Below are 20,924 nucleotides of genomic sequence, written 5' to 3'. Positions count from 1 at the left end.
GGATCCTTCCAGAATTCAGTTGATTCTAACCGGCACCTCAATTGTGAGGATTTCGTCAGAAGCGCTTGACTGATGATAACGGCGTATGTGACGATTTCGTCAGAAACCGAGGAGGTCGGCCATGAGCGACGCCGTAGGCGCGCATCAAGACCTGCACAGTGACCAGGGCGCACGGCGGGGCGAGCACCCTGGCCGGTCCCGAAATCCGGTCATCAAGGTGCGCGATATCGCCTGGCTGGAGTTCGAGAAGCCGGACCTCATCCGCACCGAGGCGTTCGCGGCGGCCTTCGGCTTCGCCACGGTGGCAAGGACGTCCGACGAGCTGCAACTGCGCGGCACCGACGCCGGTGCCCCGTGTCTGATCGTGCGCCGGCGTCCCAAGTCGAGATTCGCTGGCATCGCCTTCGCCGCCGCCGACGAAGCCGACGTGTTGCGCCTGGCCGACGTGACGGGCACACCAACCCGCGCGCTCCCCGAGAGCATCGGCGGACTCGCGGTCGACCTGATCGACCCTAGCGGCGTCCCAGTTCACGTCATCGCCGGCACCCACGACTTGGCGCCTCTGCCGTCTCAGGCCCCGCTGGTGGTGAACCGTGGGCATGATCTACTGCGCACCAACGCAACCCAGCGTCCGCCACGGGTTGCCGCCAGCGTGCAACGCCTCGGCCACGTCGTGCTGCAGAGCACCAAGTACCTCGAGGCGCTGAACTGGTACCTGGACAACCTCGGCATGATCGTCAGCGACTTCCAGTTCTTCCCCGGCCAGCGCGACCGCGGCCCGACGGTCAGCTTCATCCGCTGCGACCGCGGCGACGTACCCGCCGACCACCACACGCTGGCGATGACACTCGGCCCGCGCAATCGGTACGTGCACTCCGCGTACCAGGTGGCCGATCTCGATGCGCTGGCCGCCGGCGGCGAGTACCTGCGCGAACGCGGCTACCACAGATCGTGGGGCATCGGCCGTCACATCCAGGGCAGCCAACTCTTCGACTACTGGCGCGATCCTGACGGCTTCCTCGTCGAGCACTTCGCCGACGGCGACATGTTCGACAACACCCTCGAACCCGGCTGGGCGCCGTTCACCGCGTCCGGCCTGGCCCAGTGGGGACCGCCCGTCACCAAGGACTTCCTCGGGATCGCCCCCAACCGGGAGTCGATCGACGAGCTGCGCTCGATGCTCGCCGCCGTCAGAGACAACGACAACGAATTCACCCTCGCCCGCCTGCGCGGCCTGCTGAAAGTAGCCAGTTCATGACCACGACGGTCCTCCGTACCGCCGACGCCTGGTACGTCCAAACCGACCGTGGCGCAGTGCGAATCGACACCGCGGCCACCACCACCGCCGAACTCCTCGGCGACCGGACCGCCGTCGACGCGGCCGCGGCCGCCACCGGCGGCGACCCGGTCCCGGTCGACACCCTCGACCTCGTCTCACCCGTGACCGCACCTTGCCGCGTCGTCGCCCAGATGGCGAACTTCGCATCGCATGCCAAGGACGCGGGACTGAACCCCAAGACACTCCCACTCGCGTTCTTCCGCAAGGCATCCGGGTCGATCAACGGGCCGACCGACGACATCGTCAAGCCCAAGCACGTCAACCTCTTGGACTACGAGGTGGAGATCGGCCTGGTGTTCGGGCGCGAGCTCCCGGTCGGCACCATCCTCACCGAGGCGGACCTGCCCACCTACATCGCCGGGCTCGTCGTCACCAACGACGTGTCGGCCCGTGACATCCAGCTGCCGAAAACTCAGTTCTACGAAGCCAAGTCGTATCCAACGTTCACGCCCGTCGGACCGGCGCTGGTGCTGCTCGACGCCGATGAACTCAAGCGCTTCGGCGACCTGCGCCTCCAGCTGCGGGTCAACGGCGATCTTCGACAGGACGCCAAGGTGGCCGGCGACATGATCTACCTTCCGCTGCGTGCCCTGCAGGAGCTGACGCGATTCCAGCGGATGGACGTCGGCGATCTGCTGCTGACGGGTACCCCCGTCGGGACCGCGTTGAGTGCACCGCCCAAGCCGATCGAGATCATCGGCGCGCTGCTGCCGCCCGTGCTGAAGTGGAAGGCGTTCTTCAAGGCCCAGGCCAAGAACACGAAGTACCTGCAGGACGGCGACGTCGTGGAGGCCAGTGTGGCAACCGATGACAAGGTGGTGGATCTGGGCACCCAACGCGCGGTGGTCCGCTTCGCATGACAGCGGTGTCGCACGTCCCCGTCGTCGTCATCGGGGCGGGGCCAACCGGGGTGACGGCAGCCACTCTGCTCGCGCAGTTCGGCGTCGACTGCCTGGTTCTCGACCGCTGGGCGCAGGTGTATCCGCAACCACGGGCCGTGCACCTGGACGACGAGATCTTCCGCATCGTGGCCCGGCTCGGCATCGCCGACGAGTTCGCGGCGATCTCGCGCCCCACGCTGGGGCTGCGGTTGCTCGACCGATCGATGCACACGCTCGCCGAGTTCAGACGCGATACCGCGCTGAGCCGCAACGGGTTTCCCCAGGCAAACATGTTCGACCAGCCTGAGTTCGAGGCCGTGCTGCGGGCCAACCTGGCACGTCAGTCGCACGCGGAACTACGCGGCGACGTCGAGGTCACCGACCTCGCCGACGATGCGCGCGGCCGGGTCTGCGTCACCTACGCCGACCGCACCGACGGCAGCGAACACATCATCGAGGCGGATTACGTGCTCGGCTGCGACGGCGCCAACAGCATCGTGCGGTCCCGGATCGATTCCCGGATGGAGGATCTCGGATTCGAGCAACGCTGGCTCGTCGTCGATGTCGCCACCGCGACGGATCTGGCGCACTGGGAGGGCGTCGACCAGGTCTGCGACCCAGACCGGGCCGGCACGTACATGCGGATCGGCGAGACCCGCTACCGGTGGGAGTTCCAACTGCTGGCCGGCGAGACCGCCGCCGACTTCGCCACTCTCGATGCACTCGGACCGCTGATTCGTCCCTGGGTTGACCATGTTTCGCGTGCCGATCTGGAACTGGTGCGCGTCACCGAGTACACCTTTCGTGCACAGCTTGCCGACCGTTGGCGGCGGGGCCGGATCTTCCTGCTCGGCGACGCCGCCCACCTCACGCCGCCGTTCATCGGACAGGGCATGGGCGCCGGCCTGCGCGACGCGATGAACCTCGCCTGGAAGCTCGCCGGAGTACTGACCGGGACCTTGCCCAGCGACGTCCTGGAAACCTATGAGCAGGAGCGGAAGCCGCATGCCCAGCACATGATCCGGCTGGCCCTGGCGGTCGGCCGAGCGATGACGGCGGGCGGCGAGTTCGGGAACCTGATCCGTCGGATGGTGGTGCCGCGACTGCACTGGTTGCCGGGACTGAGCACCAATCTCGTCGACAGCGAAACGCCGGCGTTGCATCGAACGGCGCTCGTTCGCAAGACCAGGGTGCCCAGGCAACTCGCCGGAAGACTCTGCCCGAATCCGTTGGTGGTGAGCGGGGCACGTCTCGACACCGAACTCGGGAACGGCTTCGCCGTCATCACCCGCACCGCGCCAAGTGCAGCCGAGCGCGCCGTCGCCGACGAGCGCGGCGCCGTCGTCCACCTCGCCGCTCCGGGTTCCGAACTCGCGAGCTGGCTGTGCCGCGGTCGCGCCGACGCCGCCATCATCCGGCCCGACCGCACCGTCATGCGCGCGGGCCGGGATCTGGCCACCCTGTTCGACGCCCTCCCCAGGTCTTGCGGCGGAACCATCCGGAAAGTGAAAACTCCCCAATGACGCAGACGGGCAACCGTATTCCCGACTACCGCTCCGACATCTACTCGACCGCGGCGATCGTCGATCCCTACCCGCATTACGCGCGGCTGCGCGCGCTCGGGCCCGTCGTGCGACTCACCCGGCACCGGGCGTACGCAATCCCCCGCTACGCCGAGTGCAAGTCGATCCTGCGCGATGACAAGACCTTCATCTCGGGCGACGGGGTCGCGCTGAACCCGATCCCGAACACCTTCTCGAAGGGCACCACCCTCACCAGCGATGGGGTGGCCCACGACGAGCGCCGCAAGCTCGTCGCCCACCGCCTGCTCCCACGCGCCCTGCGCTCGATGGCCGACGACGTCGACCGCTTGGCGGACGAGATCGTTGACCGGGCCGTCGCCAAGGGGTCGGTGGACGGCATCGACGACATCGCGTCGGCATTGCCGCTGGCGGTCGTCCCCGACCTGGTTGGTTGGCCGCGGGCCCAGCGAGCCGACCTGATGGCATGGGGAGGAGCCACTTTCGACCTACTCGGGCCCTTCAACCGGCGTGCGGCGCGGGCTCTCCCGGACTCCGCGCGGATGCTTCGCTTCGCTCGCCGAGTCGTCAAGAACCGCTCGGTCCTCGACGGCAGCCTGGGGCACGACGTCCTGCTCGCTGCCGACAACGGTGAACTGTCGGACGCCGACTGCGCGTCGCTGATGATCGACTACATCGTCCCGTCGCTGGACACCACCATCAGCGCGATCGCCAACGGCGTACACCTGTTCGCCACCCACCCCGAACAGTTCGAGCTACTCAAGCGTCAGCCCGAGCTGCTCCCGAACGCGGTCAACGAGATCATCCGGTACTCGTCTCCGCTACGCGCGTTCACACGAAAGGCACGTCGCGACGTCGAGGTCGGCGGCGTCGTGGTGCCGGGCGGAGCCAGGGTGCTGGTGATCTACGCGTCCGCGAACCGCGACGAACTCGAATGGGATGAGCCGGACGTGTTCGACATCCGCAATGACGCGACCCGTCAGCTCGGCTTCGGCAATGGCGCCCATGCGTGTGCCGGGCAGGGGCTCGCGCGCCTGGAGACGCAGGCGATGCTGCGCGCACTCGTCGAGCGGGTGGACCGCATCGAACTGACGGCGACCCCGGTCTGGGCACTGAACAACATCATCCGCCGGCACTCATCGCTGCCGGTCAAGCTGATCGCCGCCTAGCCGATGTTGGTGACCGGGCTCATCACATCGCGCACCAGCTGCGCGATGTTGGTGGCCGGGTCGCCGTCGGGGAAGCTGACCGTGGCCAGCACATTGCCACCGGCGTCAGCGAAGTTGCCGTCGGCTCTGTCCTGATGGGTTGAGGATGTCACCAGGATGATGCCCGTCGTGCCTGCCTTCTTGGCCAGCGGCACGGAGAACGCGGCGTTCTGAACGGTGCTGTTGGCGCGGTCCTCCAGGATGATCCTGTTGGCGGGGAATCCGAGCAGCATCAGCATGTTTCGCATCGCGGCGGCCTCGGTTCGACCGTTGCGCGGGTTGCCGCCGGTGACGATGATCGGTGACTGCGGGTAGAACTGCGCGACGGTGAGCCCGGTGAGCACCCGGCGGCGCAGGATGGGACGCATGGCGCCGCTCGGCTCCAGGCCGTAACCCAGGATCACGATCGCCGGCTTGCTGAAGTCCTTGCCTGCGACCGCGGGCTCGGCGTGAGCCACCGAGGTCCAACCGGCAGGTAGGGCGTCACTGAAGAGCATCGCAAAGGCGAGTGCCGCCGCCCCGACAGCGGTTCTCCAACGCATGAGTCCTCCGTGGCCTAGAGACAGATGATGTTCATGTTATTGACGGTGTCATCGTTTCCGCAGTGGCCGCTGTTACAGGAGGCGCGCTCACACCGCATGTCCTGAGGCGGTGAGGACACCGTGATGACCGCTTCACACGACGCGACACGGCCGCAATATCGGCTCCCTAGCCTTCGTCGCATGTCCTCTCAGAAACGTGTCGTGGTCGTGGGACACGGCATGGTCGGGCACCGCTTCGTCGAAGCGCTGCGCTCCCGCGACGGCGACGGCTCCTGGTATGTGGTGGTCCTCGGGGAGGAGGCCGACGCCGCCTACGACCGTGTGGGGCTCACCGGCTACACCGAGCACTGGGACCGCGCACAGTTGGCGCTGGCCGGTAACGAGTACGCCGGTGACGACAATGTCGAGCTCATCCTTCGCGACAGCGTGACCCACATCGACCGCACCGCGAAACACGTCACGACGACGCTTGGCCGTCGCATCCCCTACGACGCCCTCGTGCTGGCCACCGGCTCGTACGCGTTCGTCCCGCCGGTCCCGGGACACGACCTGCCGCACTGTCACGTCTATCGCACGCTCGACGATCTAGACGCCATCCGGGCCGGCGCGCTGGCCGCGGTCGGCTCGAGGACGCCGGTCGGCGTGGTGATCGGCGGAGGTCTGCTCGGCCTGGAAGCCGCCAACGCGCTGCGCACGTTCGGGTTGAGCACCCACGTCCTGGAGATGTCACCGCATCTCATGGCTGCCCAGCTCGACGGGGCCAGCGGCGCCCTGCTGAACCGGATGGTCCGGGGTCTCGGCATCGAGGTGCACACCGGAGTCGGCACCGAGACAATCCAACCGGCGCAGAAGAACAAGCCGCTGCGGAAATCCGACAACGACGACTCGGTGCGGCTGTCGCTCAATGACGGCACCAGCATCGACGCCGGTGTTGTGGTCTTCGCTGCGGGTGTGCGTCCGCGCGACGAACTGGCGCGTGAGGCCGGCCTTGACATCGCGCAGCGTGGTGGCGTGCTGACCGACTTGACCTGCGTCACAAGCGATCCGAGCATCTATGCGATTGGCGAGGTGGCCGCCATCGAGGGTCGTTGCTACGGCCTGGTCGGCCCCGGCTACACCAGTGCCGAGGTGGCCGCCGACCGGTTGCTCGGCGGTGAGGCCGAGTTCGGTGAGGCCGATATGTCCACCAAGCTCAAGCTGCTCGGCGTGGATGTGGCCAGCTTCGGCGATGCCCAGGGGCGGACGCCCAACTGCCTGGATGTCGTCGTCAACGATCCGGTGAAGCAGACCTACGCCAAACTGGTCCTCTCCGATGACGCCAAGACGCTACTCGGCGGCATTCTGGTCGGCGACGCGTCTGCCTACGGGGTGCTGCGCCCGATGGTCGCCAGCGAGCTGCCCGGTGACCCGCTGTCGTTGATCGCACCGGTCCAGGACGGAACCGCACCGGGTCTGGGGGTCGGTGCGCTGCCGGACATCGCACAGATCTGCTCGTGCAACAACGTGACGAAGGGCGATCTGCGGGAGGCCATCTGCGGGGGCTGCACCGATGTGCCCGGTCTGAAGAAGTGCACGCTCGCTGGCACGTCGTGCGGGTCGTGTGTTCCGCTGCTCAAGCAGCTGCTCGAGGCTGAGGGCGTCCAGCAGAGCAAGGCGCTGTGTGAGCACTTCGGCCAGTCGCGCGCCGAGCTGTTCGAGATCATCGGTGCCACCGAGATCCGCACCTTCTCCGGGCTGATCGAGCGATTCGGCACCGGCAAGGGCTGCGATATCTGCAAGCCCACCGTCGCGTCGATCCTGGCGTCCACCAGTTCCGATCACGTGCTCGAGGGTGAGACGGCATCCCTGCAGGACTCCAACGATCACTTCCTGGCCAACATTCAGCGCAACGGCAGCTACTCCGTGGTGCCGCGGGTGCCCGGAGGTGACATCGCGCCCGAGCATCTGATCCTAATCGGCGAGATTGCACGGGATTTCGACCTGTACACCAAGATCACCGGCGGTCAGCGCATCGATATGTTCGGCGCTCGGGTGGACCAGCTGCCGGAGATCTGGCGCCGGCTGGTCGAGGGCGGCATGGAGTCCGGGCACGCCTACGGCAAGTCGCTGCGCACGGTGAAGAGCTGTGTCGGCAGTGACTGGTGCCGCTACGGGCAGCAGGACTCGGTGCAGATGGCCATCGACCTCGAACTGCGTTACCGCGGGCTGCGTGCTCCCCACAAGATCAAGATGGGTGTGTCGGGCTGCGCCCGCGAGTGCGCGGAGGCCCGCGGCAAGGACGTCGGTGTCATCGCGACCGAGAACGGCTGGAATCTCTATGTGGGAGGCAACGGCGGCATGACGCCGCGGCACGCCGAGCTGCTGGCGGGCGACCTCGACGACGAGACGCTGATCCGCTACATCGACCGCTTCCTGATGTTCTACATCCGCACGGCAGATCGGTTGCAGCGCACCGCACCCTGGGTTGAGGGCCTGCCCGGCGGCCTGGACCATCTGCGTGATGTCGTCTGCGACGACTCGCTGGGTCTGGCGGAGGAGTTCGAGGCCGCCATCGAGCGGCATGTCACCGGCTACGCCTGCGAGTGGAAGGGCGTGTTGGACGACCCGGACAAGCTGTCGCGGTTCGTCTCGTTCGTCAACGCGCCCGGCGTCGCCGACCCCACGGTCGAGTTCGAGCAGCGATCCGGCCGCAAGGTCCCCTCCACCGTGTCCATCGGCATGCCCAAGATCGGCCTCTGACAGGAGTTCTCATGACAGTGACCGATGACCGCAATGACGTTGTGGTGTGGACGACGGCGTGTGACTACGCGCGGCTGACCCCCTGTCGCGGGGTGGGTGTGCTGCTGCCCGATGGCGCTCAGGTGGCACTGTTCCGGCTCGACGACGGGTCACTGCACGCGGTCGGCAACGTCGACCCGTTCTCGGGTGCGGCGGTGATATCGCGTGGCATCGTCGGTGACCGTGCCGGCCGGGCGTGCGTGCAGACCCCGATCAAGAAGCAGGCCTTCGCCTTGGATGACGGTCAGTGTCTGGACGCCGCCGACGTCGCGCTGCCGGTGTACCGCACCCGCGTCACCGATGACGGCATCGTCGAGGTCGCCGCGGCTCGAGTGTGAACGTCACGACGCAGAATGGCCTGAAACGTCGTCAGACTCACAAACGAGTGAGTTGACGGGGCTTTGGGCGCGTAGGTGACCGCGTCAGGCCGCGATGGGTAGCCGCGCGCGTCGAAAGCGGCTCGCCACCAGACGCACCACCCCGGGATGCAGGCCCAGTGGTGCGGTCACGGCGTCGGCACCTGACGCGCGCAGACGTTCCTGAAACAGCCCCTCGGCCAACAGGTACGAGGCGACGACCACTCGACGCGCACCGCGGGCGCGCAGTCCTGCGACAGCGTCGGCGACCTTGGGTTCCCCCGTCGCGGCGAACGCCAGCTCGACACGGTCACCGATGGCCGCCGACAGCATCGCCGCGGCGATTCGTAGGTCCCGCTGAGCGCCGAGGTCCGATGTCCCGGCCGCGGCCATCACGACGGAATCACCGACCCGCCAGCCGCATTCGACGAGCCGGTCGGTCAGCACCCGCACCATCTGCGGGGACGGTCCGAGCGCGTCGGTGACGATGACGTCGGGATGTCCGCTCGCGGTCACGAAGGACGGAATGTCAACGCGCACGTGGTAGCCGTGGGCCAGAAACGCCGGCACGACCACGGCGGTGCCGGTGACTGATCCCAGGACCTCGGCCGGTGACGGTCCGAGGACGTCGACGAAGGCGGTGCGCACGTGGCGCCCGAGGGTGTGGCCGACACGCTCGGCGAGGTCGCCCACCATCGCGACACCCTCGGCCTTGCGGGTGCCGTGTGCGACCAGGATCGGGATCACTCGGCTCCCGGCGGGGTGTCGTCGACGGCGAGTCGATAGCCGCGCTTCACCACGGTCGACACCATTCGCTTGTCGCCCAATGCAGTTCGCAGTCGCAGTACCGCTGTCTCGACGGCGTGGGTGTCGGTGCCGCCGCCGGGCAGCGCGCGGAGCAGATCGTGGCGGCTGACCACGGTGCCGGGCCGCAGGGCCAGTGCCCGTATGGCAGCCATACCGGCAGGCGAGAGATCCTTGACCACCCCGTCGACCAGCACGCACGTGCCACGGATGTCCATCTCGTGGCCGGCGACCCGAAGGCTGCGGGACAGCAGCACGGGAAGCTCGTCTGTGATGTGCCGAGCCAGCGCGCCGAGACGCATCCGCTCCGGTGCCGACGTCGGCACGCCGAGACGCACCAGCGGCCGCGCCGTCACGGGGCCCACACACATGGCGTGGACATCGGTCCGCAGCGCGGACAGCAGCTGCTCCTCGACGCCGAGTTCGGCGGCGCGCATCAACATCGAGGCCACGGCGGGCGCCGAGGTGAAGCTGACGGCGTCGAACTTGCGGGCGGCGATGTCGAGCACCATCTGGTCGAAGTCGCCGTTGCGCGCGGGCGGATGCCATCGGTACACGCGGATCGGCACCACCTCGGCGCCTGCGGCGCGAAGCTCGTCGAGGAACTCGGGAAACGGGTCCCACTCGTCGGTCGCGCCGTGTAGCTGCACGGCGATGCGCAGACCCGCGATACCGCCCTCCACGAGGTACTGCACGACCTCACGGGAGGACTCCGACTCGGGAGACCACTCCTCGGGCAGGCCTGCGGCTCGGAGCGCGCCGGTGGCCTTCGGGCCGCGAGACACGACACGCGCCGCACCCAGCGCCTCGGTCAGGTCGGCGGCAAGGCCCCACCCGTCGGCCGCGGCGATCCAGCCCCGCAACCCGATGCCGGTCGTCGCAATCACGATGTCGGGTGGCGCGGCGATGAGTGCCTCGGTGTATTCGCGCAGCTCATCGTCGTCGGGCAGCGGAACCATCGTGATGGCGGCGGCGCTGGTCACGGTCGCCCCGCGACGCGACAGTAGAGCCGCCAGCTCCTCGGACCGACGCGCGGAGGTCACGGCGATGCGGAACCCCGTCAGGGGCGCCCAGCCCGGCTCAACCATGACACCAGTGAAGGCAGCTCATGTTTCCAATCAGTTTCCCGGCCATTGCCGTGCAGTGTCGCGACTCGATGTCGATGACTCGACTATGACATCGGCCTCACCGGTCGGGTGGCCCGGTGGTGAGGAGTCACGACAACCTCACCACACGTCGCCGTTGCGCCAATCGCAGGCGATGTCACCGGTGATGTCGAGTTCGACGCCGGCAGGCAGTGCGACCGGCAACACGAACACCGAGTCGTCATCCTCGGGGGTGCGGACAGTGCCGGTCGGGGCGAGGACTGATGTGGTGCCTCGCCATGGCCGCCAGCCGCGGGAGGAGTAGATGTACCGACCCGCAGCAGACGAACTGAGGGCGCCGAGGTCGTACGCGCCACGCACGACCTGCTCGAGGGCGTCCAACACGACCGTGGCCAGACCCAGGCCGCGCCAGTCGTGTCGCACCGCGACGGCCTCCAGGTACCCGCAGCGCAGGGCGTGGCCGTGATGGACCAGGCGACGCTGGACGACGGCGCCGTGCGCGATCAGGGCACCGTGGTGACACACCAGCGCGTGCATGCCGCCCAGGCAGTGCTCCCAGTCAGCGTCGGAGAAGTCGCCGTCGTCGAACGCCGCGATGACCATCTCGCGGGCACCCTCTCGGGTCTCGGCGTCGAGGTCAGCGGTGTGGACCAGGCGGGCGGTGTGAATGCCGCGCAGGCTGGGAGCGCCCGACTCGGCGCGGACGTGAGGGTCAAACGGATCGGGGGACCGCACCCCTCGTTCCTACCAGGGCGAGCCCCAGGTTGTCGTGCGGCTTTCTCAGGCGGATTCGAACGGATGGCGGGGACGCGACCAGTGCAGCCGCACCGTCTGGCCTGGCCGGATCTGGCCGAGCTTGTCGATGTCGTCGTTGGTCACCACGCCGATCACCGGGTAGCCGCCGGTCACCGGATGATCCGGGCCGAGGATCACGGGAAATCCGTTCGGCGGTATCTGGATTGCGCCGCGAGTGGCCCCCTCGCTGGGCAGCTGTCGGTCGGGCCACCGGTACTCCAGCGGCATCCCGACCAGGCGCATGCCGACGCGGTCACTGCGGTTGGTGACCAGCCAGTTGGTGCGGATCAGGATGTCGGGATCGATGAACCAGTCGTCGCGGGGGCCAGGCACCACCTTGAGCTCGAGGACCTCGGACTCGATGGCCGCCACCGGGGCCTGGTCGATCTCGGGGAAGTCGGCGGTGTGCGCGCCGACGGGCAGCACGTCGCCGGCCCGCAGGGGTGCCGGGCCAATCGAGGACATCACGTCGTGGCTGCGTGACCCAAGAACCGGGGCGACGTCGATGCCACCCCGCACCGCCAGGTAACTCCGTAGACCCGAGTGCGGCGCACCGAGCGATATCACCTGGCCATCGTGGGCATAGTGAATGCTGTTGGTGCCAAAGGGTTTTCCATTGACGGCCGGGTCGGTGTCGGCGCCGGTCACGGCGATCGCCACGTCGCCGCCGTGCACGCGGGCGGAGAACCCGCCGAACGTCACCTCGACCGTGGCCCGTTCCCCCGGATTGGCGACGAGCCGATTGGCCAGCGTGTGGGCCCGCCGGTCGGCGGCGCCGGACCGCGTGACACCCATGTGTGCGAGGCCGGGACGCCCGAGGTCCTCGATCAGTGCCAACGGGCCGGTGCGCAGAACTTCCAGCGTGACGCTCATCGTGCCTCCCGGAATTGCACGCACATACCCGGCAGCAGCAGGGCGGGTTGCTCGCGGTCGATGTCCCACAGGTCGGCGTCGGTGTGGCCGATGAGCTGCCATCCGCCGGGAGACTCGCGGGGGTAGACGCCACCGAACTCACCGGCAAGCGCCACCGAGCCGGCAGGCACCCTGGTCCGCGGCTCCGCCCGTCGTGGCACGTGCAGGCGGGGATCGCCGCCGATCAGGTACGCGAAACCCGGGGCGAATCCGCCGAATCCGACTCGGACGTGGGCCGCGGTGTGCGCGGCCACCACCTCATCGCGGGTCAGGCCGGTGAGCCGGGCGACGTCATCCAGATCCTCGCCGTCGTAGACGACGTCGAGCACCACATCGGGTCGCTGATCGGGGGCCGGGGCGATCTGGATATCTGCCGGATCGATGCGCATCTTGGACAGACGCACCCGAGTGGCCTGCCGGTGCCGGGGCGCGGCGAGTTTCACCAGCACCGTTCGTGATGCAGGGACGATGTCCAGCACGCCCATCAGGTCGGCCGCGCGTATCGCGTCCGTCCACGCAAGTACCTCGGCAGTGTCATCGAACTCGAGGAGCAGCGCTTGATCCCCGTAGTCGTGGACGGCACCGATCATGCTCATCTCCGCCGTGACTGTCATTGACTCAAGCTACCCGCGAGTAGCTACGTTTCGCAGCAAGGTTTAGGACCTCGCCAGAGGAGCCTTAGCGAAGGCTCATAACGAGGGTTGGTAGGTGGGTTCGCGGCGCTTGATGACGGCGATGACGCGGTAGGTGATGGGCAGCATGACCACCTCCACCGCCGTCTTGTAGAACCAGCCCAGCGCGGCGTAGACGGCGAAGTCCTTGAACGTGGTGATGCCGATCGCGGCGGCCGCGATACTGCAGAAGACCAGCGTGTCGCCGAGCTGGCCGGCGAACGTCGAGCCGATCAGGCGCGCCCAGAGATGCTTCTCCTTGGTGTGCTCCTTGATCTTGACCACCACCCAGGCGTTGATGGTCTGGCCGACGAGGAATCCGGCCAGGCCCGCGACGATCAACTGGGTGTACGCGTGCACGATGTTCTCGAAGTGCGCCTGGTTCTCATAGAAGTCGGCGGCGGGCAGATAGATCGTCACCCAGAACGCCAGCGCGGCCAGCGCGTTCATCGCGAAGCCCAGGAGAATCGCCTTGCGCGCGGCCTTGAAGCCGTACACCTCGGACAGCACGTCGCCGATGACGTAGGTCAACGGGAAGACGATGAACCCGCCGTCGGTGATGATGGGGCCGAAGGCGACGCCCTTGGTGGCGGTCACGTTGGAGATGATCACCAGCGCGGTGAAGACGGCGACCAGGCCCGGATAGTAGGCCGATCCGACCCGCGCGAATCCTGGATGCTCGGTCACGTCGGGTGTCTGGGGCTGCACCGGGTCATCCTCTCAGGTGAGCGCGGTGGCGAGCAGCGGTGGCAGTCGGTCGGCGACCAGCGGATAGGACAGCACCGTGCCGAAGGCGATGGCACCGGCGAGTTCCTTGTCGGTCAGCACATTGTGGTTGTTGCGGGTGGCCCTCAGCGTGGCAAAGGTGGGGTCGGCGAGCAGGGCATTGCGTTCGTCGTCGCTCTCGGTGGTCCAGATCAGGACATCGGCGGCGTCGAGGACCGAGGCCATGCGGTCGCGCGGTACCAGCGCACGGTCGCCGTCCACGTACTGATCGATGGCATCGGGAATCGCCAGACCCATCTGGGTGAGGAAGTCGGTGCGCCATCCGGTGGCGGTGACGACGGCCTGGTCCTCGAAGAACGTGCCGCCCACCACCAAGGCCCGTTTACCACTGAACGACGCATTCTCCTTGCCGGCGTTGACGAATCGGTCGTCCACCGCGGTGATGAGGGCGCGCATGTCGGCGTCCTTGAACACGGCCTGACCGATGACGGTCGCCTGGGCCTTCCAGGGCTCGAAGAACGCGTCCTGACCGGACTGGGCGATGGTCGGTGCGATCGCCGACAACTTGGCATAGGTGTCGGCATCCAGTCCGGCGTTGACGGCGACGATGAGATCGGGTTTCAGGGCGGCGATCGGATCCACCTGGATGCCGTCGGCGAGGCTCAGGACGGCGGGCTGTGCCGGGCCGAGTTTCGGTCGGGCCCATGGCCATACACCGAACGGCTCTCCGCCGAACCAGTCCGTCACCGCGATGGGGACCACGCCGAGTGCAAGGAGGTCGTCCTGCTCGGTGAGCCCCGCACTGACCACGCGCTGCGGCGGGCCGGGGATCCTGGTCTCACCGAAGGCGTGCTTGATGGTGACCGAGCCGTCCTTGGCGACGGCGCCCGACTTCTCCGAACTGCAGGCAGCGGACACGGCGGCGGTGCCCGCCACGAGGCCGGCGGTCGCTGCCAGGAAACTCCGCCGAGACCAGTTCGATGGCACGTCGCTGAGCGTAGTGGCTAACCCGGGTGGAAGGCGGCGAACAACGCCTGCACCAGGCCGGCGGTGATCAGTGTGGACGTGAAAGTGCCCTCACTGAGATTCGTCTGTCCGCTTCAAATCCGCGATCACGGTTGAGTTGTGGAACTCCAGTGCGCGCTGGGCTGCGGGTAGATCTCCCTGCTCTGCGGCACGCAGGATGTCTGCGTGCCACACGTCCATATCGGGATGGTCGGGGTGGTGGAACACCAATGCGCGCAGGCACATTCGAGTCTCGACCGCGACGGTGTCGAACGCTTGGATGAGCCGTCTGCTGCCCGACGCGTGCACGAGTTCGCGGTGGAAGGCCATGTCCATCTCGTCGGCACTCTCCCAGTCGCGCACCGCGAGATACTCCCGGTACTGCTTCAGGATCTGCCACAACCGGCCGAACACCTGGGTGTCGGGGTTCCGCACCAGACACGCCAGCGCCGCGAGCTCGATTGCCCCGCGCAGCCGATAGATGTCCTCCACGTCCTCGACCGACATGATCGGGACGAAGACACCTCGGTTGCGCTCCGAGACAAGAAGGCCCTGTTCGGTCAAGCGCTTGAGGGCCTCCCGGACGGGACCGCGACCGACACGGAACGCCGCCGCGATGGAGGGTTCGGTGATCTGCTCGCCGGGCGCGAAGCGGCCCTTGGCAAGCATGTCTCGCAGCCGATTGGCCACGGTCAGCGCAATGTCGACGGGCTCAATGGGGGTGATGTCGGCTAGCGACGTCCTCGTTGTCATCCAGCTCAGCTCCTACCGTCACAAACCCGACATCGTTAATCGCTTACAATTTACATCGAATAAACACGGATGCCTAGCACCGCCGCCTGATTTGACCGAGGAGAACGATGAGCAACAACGAGCGTGTAGCACTGGTGAGCGGATCGACGTCAGGTATCGGGGCCCATATCGCCCGCCAACTGCATGCCGACGGGTGCACTGTGTGTATATCCGGTCGCTCGGCGGAGCGAGGCGCCGCGCTGCAAGACGAACTGGGCGCCCCCTCGCACTTCTTCCCAGCCGACCTGACCGCCGACGATGCGGCGCAGGCGCTGGTCGATGCGGTCGTCGAGCGGTTTGGCCGGCTTGACGTACTCGTCAACAATGCCGCCATCGACTACTCCGGCCCGCTGCTGTCGGCCTCGGCCGCTGACATCCGGTCGACGCTGGACACGAACACCGTCGCGGCGATTTTGCTGTTGCAGGCGGCGGCCAGGTCGATGATCGGTTCCGGTGGCGGATCCATCATCAACATCACCTCCCGCCTGGCAAGCGCCGGCGTCTCCGGGCTATCTATATACACCGCCTCCAAGGGGGCGATGTTGTCGCTGACTCGTACGGCGGCGATTGAGTTCGCCGAGCATGGGATCCGGGTGAATGCGGTGGCGCCGGGCCTCACGCGCACACCGCTGTACGACGAGTGGATGGCCGGTCTGCCCGACTCCGATCAGGTCGCGCGGGACCAGGCGGCCGCGATTCCCCTCGGTCGCATCGCCGAACCCGAGGATGTCGCGGCAGCGGTGTCGTTCCTGGCCTCGCCGGGCGCGGCATACATCACCGGAGTATCGCTGCCCGTCGACGGCGGGTTCCTCGCGAAATAGGGCGTACTACGCGGCGACTGCTGCCCACCGCCACCACATGAACGCACCCGGCCTCGGCCGGGTGCGTTCACTCGTATGTGCCAAATCCAGAAGATCCGCCGCAGCGGTTGTGCGCTGGATCACCTCTTGCTAACGTCATCGTCAATCGTAAACGATTAGCGATCACGAGAGAATCGAGGCTGGTTGATGAAGCAACAGGGAACAGAGTGGCGGCGGTTGTGGACTGCCGTCGCGTTGGTGCTGCCGCTGTCGCTGGTCACGGCGTGCGGTGCGTCGGGCAACGGCGCCGGGGGCGAGCAGGCCGCTGACGGGGAGAGGCCCGCGTTGTTCGCGACGCTTCCGTCCGAGATCCAGCAGGCCGGTGTCATCCGCAATGGCGCCGACTTCACCTACCCCCCGCTCGAATTCGTCGAGGCCGACGGCAAGACGTTCACCGGAGTGGACTACGACCTCGCCCAGGCCGTTGGTGACAAGCTCGGGGTGCGGATCGAGCACTCGAACGGCGCGTTCGGCACCATGATCCCGCAGCTGCAGTCCGGGCGATTGGACATGGTGTTCTCCTTCGCGACCGTCACTGACGAACGCAAGGCCGCCGTCGACTTCGTCGAGTACAGCCAGAGCGGCACGGCCATGATGGTCCGCAAGGGAAATCCGGACGGCATCAAGACAATTGCGGACCTCTGCGGGAAGGGCGTGGGCTTGCAGTCGGGGGCCGTGCAGGTCCCGATCGCGGAGAAGGCAAGTGCCGACTGCGTGGCCGCCGGTAAGCCGCCGATCGATGTCAAGCAGCTCGGCAAGGACTCCGAGGTTCAGATGCTGCTTCGCAATGGCCGTATCTCCGTTGACCTGCTGGATTCACCGGTCGCCGCGTACAGCGCCGCGCAGAGTGACGAGTTCGAGGTCGTGCCGGGGGAGCGGTATGAAGTCCGTCCGCACGGCGTCATGGTGCTGAAGGGCAACGACCAACTCGCCGAATCGATCAGACAGGCACTCGACGAGCTGATTGCCGATGGCACGTATCAGCAGATTCTGGACAAGTACGACGTGCCGGACTTGGCCGTCGACCACGCGCAGATCTCGCGGGCGGGCTGATATGACGCCTCCGGCAATCGATGACGAGACAGTACGGGAGGACAGGACCGTGACAACGACTGAGGCGCCGCCAGATCGCACGGGCGCTCGTGCGTCGGGCAGGAGTACGCACGACGCGACGTTGCCACAGTCGCGGCCGCTTCATCTGGGTCGATGGGCGGTCAGCCTGGCGATGCTTGCACTGCTCGCTCTCTTCCTTCGGGCGATGGCCACCAATCCGAACTTGGATTGGGACATCGTCGGCCAGTACCTGTTCGACCCGAGCGTGCTCACCGGTGTGAAGAACACCATCGTCATCACAGTGCTGTCGCAGGCAATCGGCATCGGCGGCGGACTGCTTCTGGCGCTGGCGCGGTTGTCCAACAACCCCGTACTTCGGGTGGGAGCCGGCGGTTACATCTGGTTCTTTCGGGGTGTGCCGGTCCTGGTGCAGTTGATCTTCTGGTTCAACCTGGGCCTCGTCTTCCCGATGCTCGGGCTGGGTATTCCCGGTACCTCGATCCAACTGTTCTCAGTGTCAGCCAATGTGGCGATCACCCCATTCGTTGCCGTGCTGTTGGGGTTGGGGCTCAATGAAATGGCCTACATGGCCGAGATCATCCGGGGCGGTCTGCTGGGAGTGCCCGCCGGTCAACGCGAAGCGGCGGCGTCGTTGGGGATGACACCGTTGCAGACGTTGCGCAAGGTCGTACTGCCGCAGGCTGTTCGGATGATCATCCCGCCGACGAGCAACCAGACCATAATCATGCTGAAGATCTCGGCACTGGCCAGCGTCATCACCTACCAGGACCTGCTGACCTCGGTCCAGCTGATCTACTCGGTGAACCTGCGCACCCTCGAGCTACTCATCGTTGCCAGTATCTGGTACGTCGCGCTCACGACGTTGCTCACCTTCGGTCAAAGCGCCCTGGAACGACGCATGGGTCGATCGTTGGTCACCGTCACCCCGGCTCGCCGCGGCGTCACGGCACGCCTCTTCCGGGCGGGAGCGCGATAATGATGCCCAAGGTTGAAATCATCGATGTTCACAAGACTTTCGGCACCGTTGAGGTGCTGAGGGGTATCGATCTCGAGGTCTATCCACGCGAGGTCGTGACGCTCCTGGGTCCGTCGGGCAGCGGCAAGAGCACTCTGCTGCGTTGCGTGAACCAGCTGGAGACGACCACAAGCGGTCTGATCTACGTCGATGGCGTGTTGCAGGGGAAAGTCGAACAGCGCGGCAAGTTGCACCTGTTGGGCCCCAAGGGGGTTGCGCGCCAACGCCTCGGAACGGGCATGGTGTTCCAGCAGTTCAACCTGTTCCCACATATGACGGCGTTAGAGAATGTTGTGTCATCCCAGCGGGTGGTGCTGGGCCGCAGCCGCGACGCGGCCGAGGAGCGCGCCCGCACGGTGTTGACCCGCGTCGGATTGGCCGACCGCATGTCGAACTATCCCAGCCAGCTCTCGGGCGGGCAGCAACAGCGTGTGGCCATCGCTCGCGCACTGGCCATGGATCCGTCACTGATGCTCTTTGATGAGCCGACGAGTGCCTTGGATCCCGAGCTGGTTGGCGAGGTTCTCGCGGTCATCCGTGAACTCGCCGACGAGGGCATGACGATGATCGTCGTGACCCACGAGATCGGGTTCGCTCGTGAGATCTCCGACCGGGTCGTGTTCATGGACGGTGGGTGCGTGGTGGAGAGCGGGCCTCCCCAACAGGTCATCGAGGCGCCAACCGAGGCGCGCACACAGGCGTTCCTGGCACGTCACTCCGCCGGTGAGCGCGCCATCCCGGCCTAGCGCCAATGTCCCAGCAGAAGTCTTCAGTTCAGACATCAAGAGAGAGAGCATAATTCAGCATGGAAAGCACTACGTCCTCGCCGTACGTCGGCCCACCGGACTCCGAGCAGATGCCTCGCTATGCGGGGCTGACAACGTTCGCGCGGCTGCCGCGCGCCGAAGATGTCAGCCACGTCGATGTGGGTGTGCTGGGCGTGCCGTTCGACTCCGGGGTGTCCTATCGGCCCGGTGCCAGGTTCGGTCCGTCAGCGGTTCGTGAGGCCAGCCGACTGCTGCAGGGTTACAACCAGTTTCAGGATGTCGCACCGTTCCAGGTTCAGCAGGTGGCTGATCTCGGCGATGTCAACGCCAACCCGTTCGACATCGAAGCGGCGTTGTCCGCGGTGGAACGTCGGGCGACCGAACTGACCGAGAACGGCACCAAGATCGTCACCATCGGCGGTGATCACACCATCGCACTGCCGCTGCTGCGGGCCGCCGCCAAGGCCCACGGGCCGGTCGCGTTGCTGCACTTCGACGCCCACCTGGACACGTGGGACACCTACTTCGGCCAGCCTTACACCCACGGAACACCGTTCCTTCGCGCGCACGAGGAGGGACTGCTGTCTCGCGAACACCTCACGCACGTCGGGATCCGGGCCAACCTGCACCACAAGCACGACTTGGACCGCGACGCTGAGATCGGGTTCGGAATCATCTCCTGCATGGATATCGCGGAACGCGGCGTCCCGGAGATCGTGGCATCGATGAAGCAGCGGATCGGTGATACCCCGGTCTACATCTCCATCGACATCGATGTGCTCGACCCCTCGCATGCACCCGGCACGGGCACGCCCGAATCCGGTGGGCTGACCTCGCGCGAGATGATTCAAATGCTGCGCGGTATACGCGATCTGAACATCGTTGGCGCCGATGTGGTGGAGGTCTCCCCAAGCTACGACTGGGCTCAACTGACCGGGCTCGCCGCCTCGACACTGATCTACGAGTTGATCAGCATCTTCGGCGGGAAGGTATCGGCATGCTGACGTCCTCGCCCAGCGTCACAGGCGCGCAGCTGTCCCTTCACGTGCACAGGACCAGCGATGAAGTCACACCGGTGACGGTGGCGGTCACTGAGGCGTACAACTTCGGTTACGCCGCCCGCGACCGCGAGGGAGTCCAAGAACACGTCGATCAGATGCGCGCGCTGGGATTCGCTGCCCCGCAGCAGGTTCCGGCGATCTTCCCGATCCCGCCGGATCGGATCAGCACCGCATCCGAGTTCACCGTCTCGGGTGAGCAGACCTACGGCGAGGTGGAGTTCGCCCTCATCAACTCCGAGGAGCACGGCTGGCTGGTCACCATCGGATCTGATCACACCGATCTCGAGGTGGAGGGGGTGAAGATGCCGAAAGCCAAGGCAATGTGCCCCGATGTCGTCGGAGCCACCGCGTGGCGCCTCGATGAGGTCCGCGACGACTGGGACCGCTTCACCATGACGATGTGGGCCGAGTCCGACGACGGAGCGACAACCCAGCTACAGCACGACGTCACGGGGCATCTGCTGGCTCCGCACCAGTTGATCAGCATTCTGGAGGATCGCCGACCCGGTGCGCTGCCCGTCGGAACCGTGATCATGTCGGGCACCGTCGCTGGGGAACCGACGCCCGGTATGCGTGGCTGGAGTGCCCGGCTTGAGGACCCCGAGACCGGCCGGCGGATTGAACTCGGCTACACGCTGCGGCGGCTGAGCGAAGAGATCTGACGCAATCACGCTGCGATAGCGGAGATTCG

21 protein-coding genes are annotated in these 20,924 nt (G+C 66.6%); 12 read left to right on the top strand and 9 right to left on the bottom strand.

What is annotated here, in order from left to right:
* Positions 1 to 121: 121 nt before the first annotated feature.
* From ABIA65_RS01095 to ABIA65_RS01080, 4 genes are read left to right on the top strand one after another with little or no spacing between them, the layout of a single operon-like run.
* Positions 122 to 1,258 (top strand): VOC family protein, encoded by a 1,137-nt coding sequence (locus ABIA65_RS01095; protein WP_354522341.1) that lies wholly within the window; start codon positions 122 to 124, stop codon positions 1,256 to 1,258.
* Positions 1,255 to 2,199, top strand: a complete 945-nt coding sequence (locus ABIA65_RS01090) for a fumarylacetoacetate hydrolase family protein (protein WP_354522340.1) — start codon at positions 1,255 to 1,257, stop codon at positions 2,197 to 2,199. Before ABIA65_RS01095 ends, ABIA65_RS01090 begins: the two co-directional genes overlap by 4 nt.
* Positions 2,196 to 3,743: a bifunctional 3-(3-hydroxy-phenyl)propionate/3-hydroxycinnamic acid hydroxylase MhpA gene (gene mhpA / locus ABIA65_RS01085; protein ID WP_354522339.1), complete on the top strand. Its 1,548-nt coding sequence runs from the start codon at positions 2,196 to 2,198 to the stop codon at positions 3,741 to 3,743. The genes ABIA65_RS01090 and mhpA overlap by 4 nt, the downstream gene beginning before the upstream one ends.
* A complete protein-coding gene (locus ABIA65_RS01080; RefSeq protein WP_354522338.1) occupies positions 3,740 to 4,930 on the top strand; it encodes a cytochrome P450 in 1,191 nt (396 codons plus the stop codon). The genes mhpA and ABIA65_RS01080 overlap by 4 nt, the downstream gene beginning before the upstream one ends.
* Here the strand turns inward: ABIA65_RS01080 and ABIA65_RS01075 are convergent.
* Positions 4,927 to 5,466, bottom strand: a complete 540-nt coding sequence (locus ABIA65_RS01075; RefSeq protein WP_371747150.1) for a YdcF family protein — start codon at positions 5,464 to 5,466, stop codon at positions 4,927 to 4,929. The genes ABIA65_RS01080 and ABIA65_RS01075 overlap by 4 nt on opposite strands.
* Before the next feature lie 225 nt (positions 5,467 to 5,691).
* Here ABIA65_RS01075 and nirB point away from each other — a divergent pair, with 225 nt between their 5' ends.
* Both nirB and nirD read left to right on the top strand, forming a co-directional pair.
* Positions 5,692 to 8,250: a nitrite reductase large subunit NirB gene (gene nirB / locus ABIA65_RS01070; RefSeq protein ID WP_354522336.1), complete on the top strand. Its 2,559-nt coding sequence runs from the start codon at positions 5,692 to 5,694 to the stop codon at positions 8,248 to 8,250.
* A gap of 11 nt (positions 8,251 to 8,261) precedes the next feature.
* Positions 8,262 to 8,627 carry a nitrite reductase small subunit NirD gene (gene nirD, locus ABIA65_RS01065; protein ID WP_354522335.1) on the top strand — a complete coding sequence of 122 codons (366 nt, stop codon included), beginning with the start codon at positions 8,262 to 8,264 and terminating at the stop codon, positions 8,625 to 8,627.
* An 84-nt stretch (positions 8,628 to 8,711) separates the two neighbouring features.
* Here the strand turns inward: nirD and ABIA65_RS01060 are convergent, their stop codons facing one another.
* The 8 genes from ABIA65_RS01060 to ABIA65_RS01025 all read right to left on the bottom strand — a co-directional run bounded on the left by ABIA65_RS01060 (position 8,712) and on the right by ABIA65_RS01025 (position 15,417).
* Entirely contained in the window at positions 8,712 to 9,392 is a 681-nt protein-coding gene (locus tag ABIA65_RS01060; protein ID WP_354522334.1) for a sirohydrochlorin chelatase, read from the bottom strand.
* Positions 9,389 to 10,537, bottom strand: a complete 1,149-nt coding sequence (locus tag ABIA65_RS01055) for a uroporphyrinogen-III synthase (protein ID WP_241401648.1) — start codon at positions 10,535 to 10,537, stop codon at positions 9,389 to 9,391. Before ABIA65_RS01055 ends, ABIA65_RS01060 begins: the two co-directional genes overlap by 4 nt.
* 138 nt (positions 10,538 to 10,675) lie before the next feature.
* Positions 10,676 to 11,233 carry a GNAT family N-acetyltransferase gene (locus tag ABIA65_RS01050; RefSeq protein ID WP_354523063.1) on the bottom strand — a complete coding sequence of 186 codons (558 nt, stop codon included), beginning with the start codon at positions 11,231 to 11,233 and terminating at the stop codon, positions 10,676 to 10,678.
* A gap of 102 nt (positions 11,234 to 11,335) precedes the next feature.
* On the bottom strand, positions 11,336 to 12,223 hold the full coding sequence (locus ABIA65_RS01045) for a 5-oxoprolinase/urea amidolyase family protein (RefSeq protein WP_241401647.1): 888 nt from the start codon (positions 12,221 to 12,223) through the stop codon (positions 11,336 to 11,338).
* Positions 12,220 to 12,876: a 5-oxoprolinase subunit B family protein gene (locus tag ABIA65_RS01040; protein ID WP_241401646.1), complete on the bottom strand. Its 657-nt coding sequence runs from the start codon at positions 12,874 to 12,876 to the stop codon at positions 12,220 to 12,222. Before ABIA65_RS01040 ends, ABIA65_RS01045 begins: the two co-directional genes overlap by 4 nt.
* A gap of 75 nt (positions 12,877 to 12,951) precedes the next feature.
* Positions 12,952 to 13,641: a queuosine precursor transporter gene (locus ABIA65_RS01035; RefSeq protein WP_354522333.1), complete on the bottom strand. Its 690-nt coding sequence runs from the start codon at positions 13,639 to 13,641 to the stop codon at positions 12,952 to 12,954.
* 12 nt (positions 13,642 to 13,653) lie between these two features.
* Positions 13,654 to 14,646, bottom strand: coding sequence for an ABC transporter substrate-binding protein (locus ABIA65_RS01030; protein WP_354522332.1), 993 nt, complete (start codon positions 14,644 to 14,646; stop codon positions 13,654 to 13,656).
* A gap of 90 nt (positions 14,647 to 14,736) precedes the next feature.
* Positions 14,737 to 15,417, bottom strand: a complete 681-nt coding sequence (locus ABIA65_RS01025; RefSeq protein WP_241401643.1) for a GntR family transcriptional regulator — start codon at positions 15,415 to 15,417, stop codon at positions 14,737 to 14,739.
* 107 nt (positions 15,418 to 15,524) lie between these two features.
* Here ABIA65_RS01025 and ABIA65_RS01020 point away from each other — a divergent pair, with 107 nt between their 5' ends.
* From ABIA65_RS01020 to ABIA65_RS00995, 6 genes are all read left to right on the top strand, one after another.
* Positions 15,525 to 16,277 (top strand): SDR family NAD(P)-dependent oxidoreductase, encoded by a 753-nt coding sequence (locus ABIA65_RS01020; RefSeq protein ID WP_354522330.1) that lies wholly within the window; start codon positions 15,525 to 15,527, stop codon positions 16,275 to 16,277.
* A gap of 186 nt (positions 16,278 to 16,463) precedes the next feature.
* Positions 16,464 to 17,369: an ABC transporter substrate-binding protein gene (locus ABIA65_RS01015; RefSeq protein ID WP_354522329.1), complete on the top strand. Its 906-nt coding sequence runs from the start codon at positions 16,464 to 16,466 to the stop codon at positions 17,367 to 17,369.
* A gap of 49 nt (positions 17,370 to 17,418) precedes the next feature.
* Entirely contained in the window at positions 17,419 to 18,366 is a 948-nt protein-coding gene (locus ABIA65_RS01010; RefSeq protein WP_241401640.1) for an amino acid ABC transporter permease, read from the top strand.
* Positions 18,366 to 19,151, top strand: a complete 786-nt coding sequence (locus ABIA65_RS01005; RefSeq protein ID WP_305853313.1) for an amino acid ABC transporter ATP-binding protein — start codon at positions 18,366 to 18,368, stop codon at positions 19,149 to 19,151. The genes ABIA65_RS01010 and ABIA65_RS01005 overlap by 1 nt, the downstream gene beginning before the upstream one ends.
* A gap of 59 nt (positions 19,152 to 19,210) precedes the next feature.
* Positions 19,211 to 20,176 carry an agmatinase gene (gene speB, locus ABIA65_RS01000; RefSeq protein ID WP_241401638.1) on the top strand — a complete coding sequence of 322 codons (966 nt, stop codon included), beginning with the start codon at positions 19,211 to 19,213 and terminating at the stop codon, positions 20,174 to 20,176.
* Positions 20,170 to 20,895: a DUF2848 family protein gene (locus tag ABIA65_RS00995; RefSeq protein WP_241401637.1), complete on the top strand. Its 726-nt coding sequence runs from the start codon at positions 20,170 to 20,172 to the stop codon at positions 20,893 to 20,895. Before speB ends, ABIA65_RS00995 begins: the two co-directional genes overlap by 7 nt.
* The last annotated feature ends 29 nt before the right edge of the window (positions 20,896 to 20,924 follow it).

Origin of the sequence: Mycolicibacterium sp. 624 (assembly GCF_040548615.1) — a bacterium.
GTDB lineage: Bacteria > Actinomycetota > Actinomycetes > Mycobacteriales > Mycobacteriaceae > Mycobacterium.
Note: the sequence above shows the minus strand (reverse complement) of the source record. Positions and strands in the feature narration are given on the sequence as shown.

Excerpts from the sequence above, each read along its gene's own strand:
- ABIA65_RS01090 (WP_354522340.1), top strand. The coding sequence starts at position 1,255 with ATGACCACGACGGTCCTCCGTACCGCCGACGCCTGGTACGTCCAAACC.
- speB (WP_241401638.1), top strand. The coding sequence starts at position 19,211 with ATGGAAAGCACTACGTCCTCGCCGTACGTCGGCCCACCGGACTCCGAG.
- ABIA65_RS01055 (WP_241401648.1), bottom strand. The coding sequence starts at position 10,537 with ATGGTTGAGCCGGGCTGGGCGCCCCTGACGGGGTTCCGCATCGCCGTG.
- mhpA (WP_354522339.1), top strand. The coding sequence starts at position 2,196 with ATGACAGCGGTGTCGCACGTCCCCGTCGTCGTCATCGGGGCGGGGCCA.
- ABIA65_RS01015 (WP_354522329.1), top strand. The coding sequence starts at position 16,464 with ATGAAGCAACAGGGAACAGAGTGGCGGCGGTTGTGGACTGCCGTCGCG.
- nirD (WP_354522335.1), top strand. The coding sequence starts at position 8,262 with ATGACAGTGACCGATGACCGCAATGACGTTGTGGTGTGGACGACGGCG.
- nirB (WP_354522336.1), top strand. The coding sequence starts at position 5,692 with ATGTCCTCTCAGAAACGTGTCGTGGTCGTGGGACACGGCATGGTCGGG.
- ABIA65_RS00995 (WP_241401637.1), top strand. The coding sequence starts at position 20,170 with ATGCTGACGTCCTCGCCCAGCGTCACAGGCGCGCAGCTGTCCCTTCAC.
- ABIA65_RS01040 (WP_241401646.1), bottom strand. The coding sequence starts at position 12,876 with ATGACAGTCACGGCGGAGATGAGCATGATCGGTGCCGTCCACGACTAC.
- ABIA65_RS01005 (WP_305853313.1), top strand. The coding sequence starts at position 18,366 with ATGATGCCCAAGGTTGAAATCATCGATGTTCACAAGACTTTCGGCACC.
- ABIA65_RS01095 (WP_354522341.1), top strand. The coding sequence starts at position 122 with ATGAGCGACGCCGTAGGCGCGCATCAAGACCTGCACAGTGACCAGGGC.
- ABIA65_RS01020 (WP_354522330.1), top strand. The coding sequence starts at position 15,525 with ATGAGCAACAACGAGCGTGTAGCACTGGTGAGCGGATCGACGTCAGGT.
- ABIA65_RS01025 (WP_241401643.1), bottom strand. The coding sequence starts at position 15,417 with ATGACAACGAGGACGTCGCTAGCCGACATCACCCCCATTGAGCCCGTC.
- ABIA65_RS01080 (WP_354522338.1), top strand. The coding sequence starts at position 3,740 with ATGACGCAGACGGGCAACCGTATTCCCGACTACCGCTCCGACATCTAC.
- ABIA65_RS01075 (WP_371747150.1), bottom strand. The coding sequence starts at position 5,466 with ATGCTCTTCAGTGACGCCCTACCTGCCGGTTGGACCTCGGTGGCTCAC.
- ABIA65_RS01045 (WP_241401647.1), bottom strand. The coding sequence starts at position 12,223 with ATGAGCGTCACGCTGGAAGTTCTGCGCACCGGCCCGTTGGCACTGATC.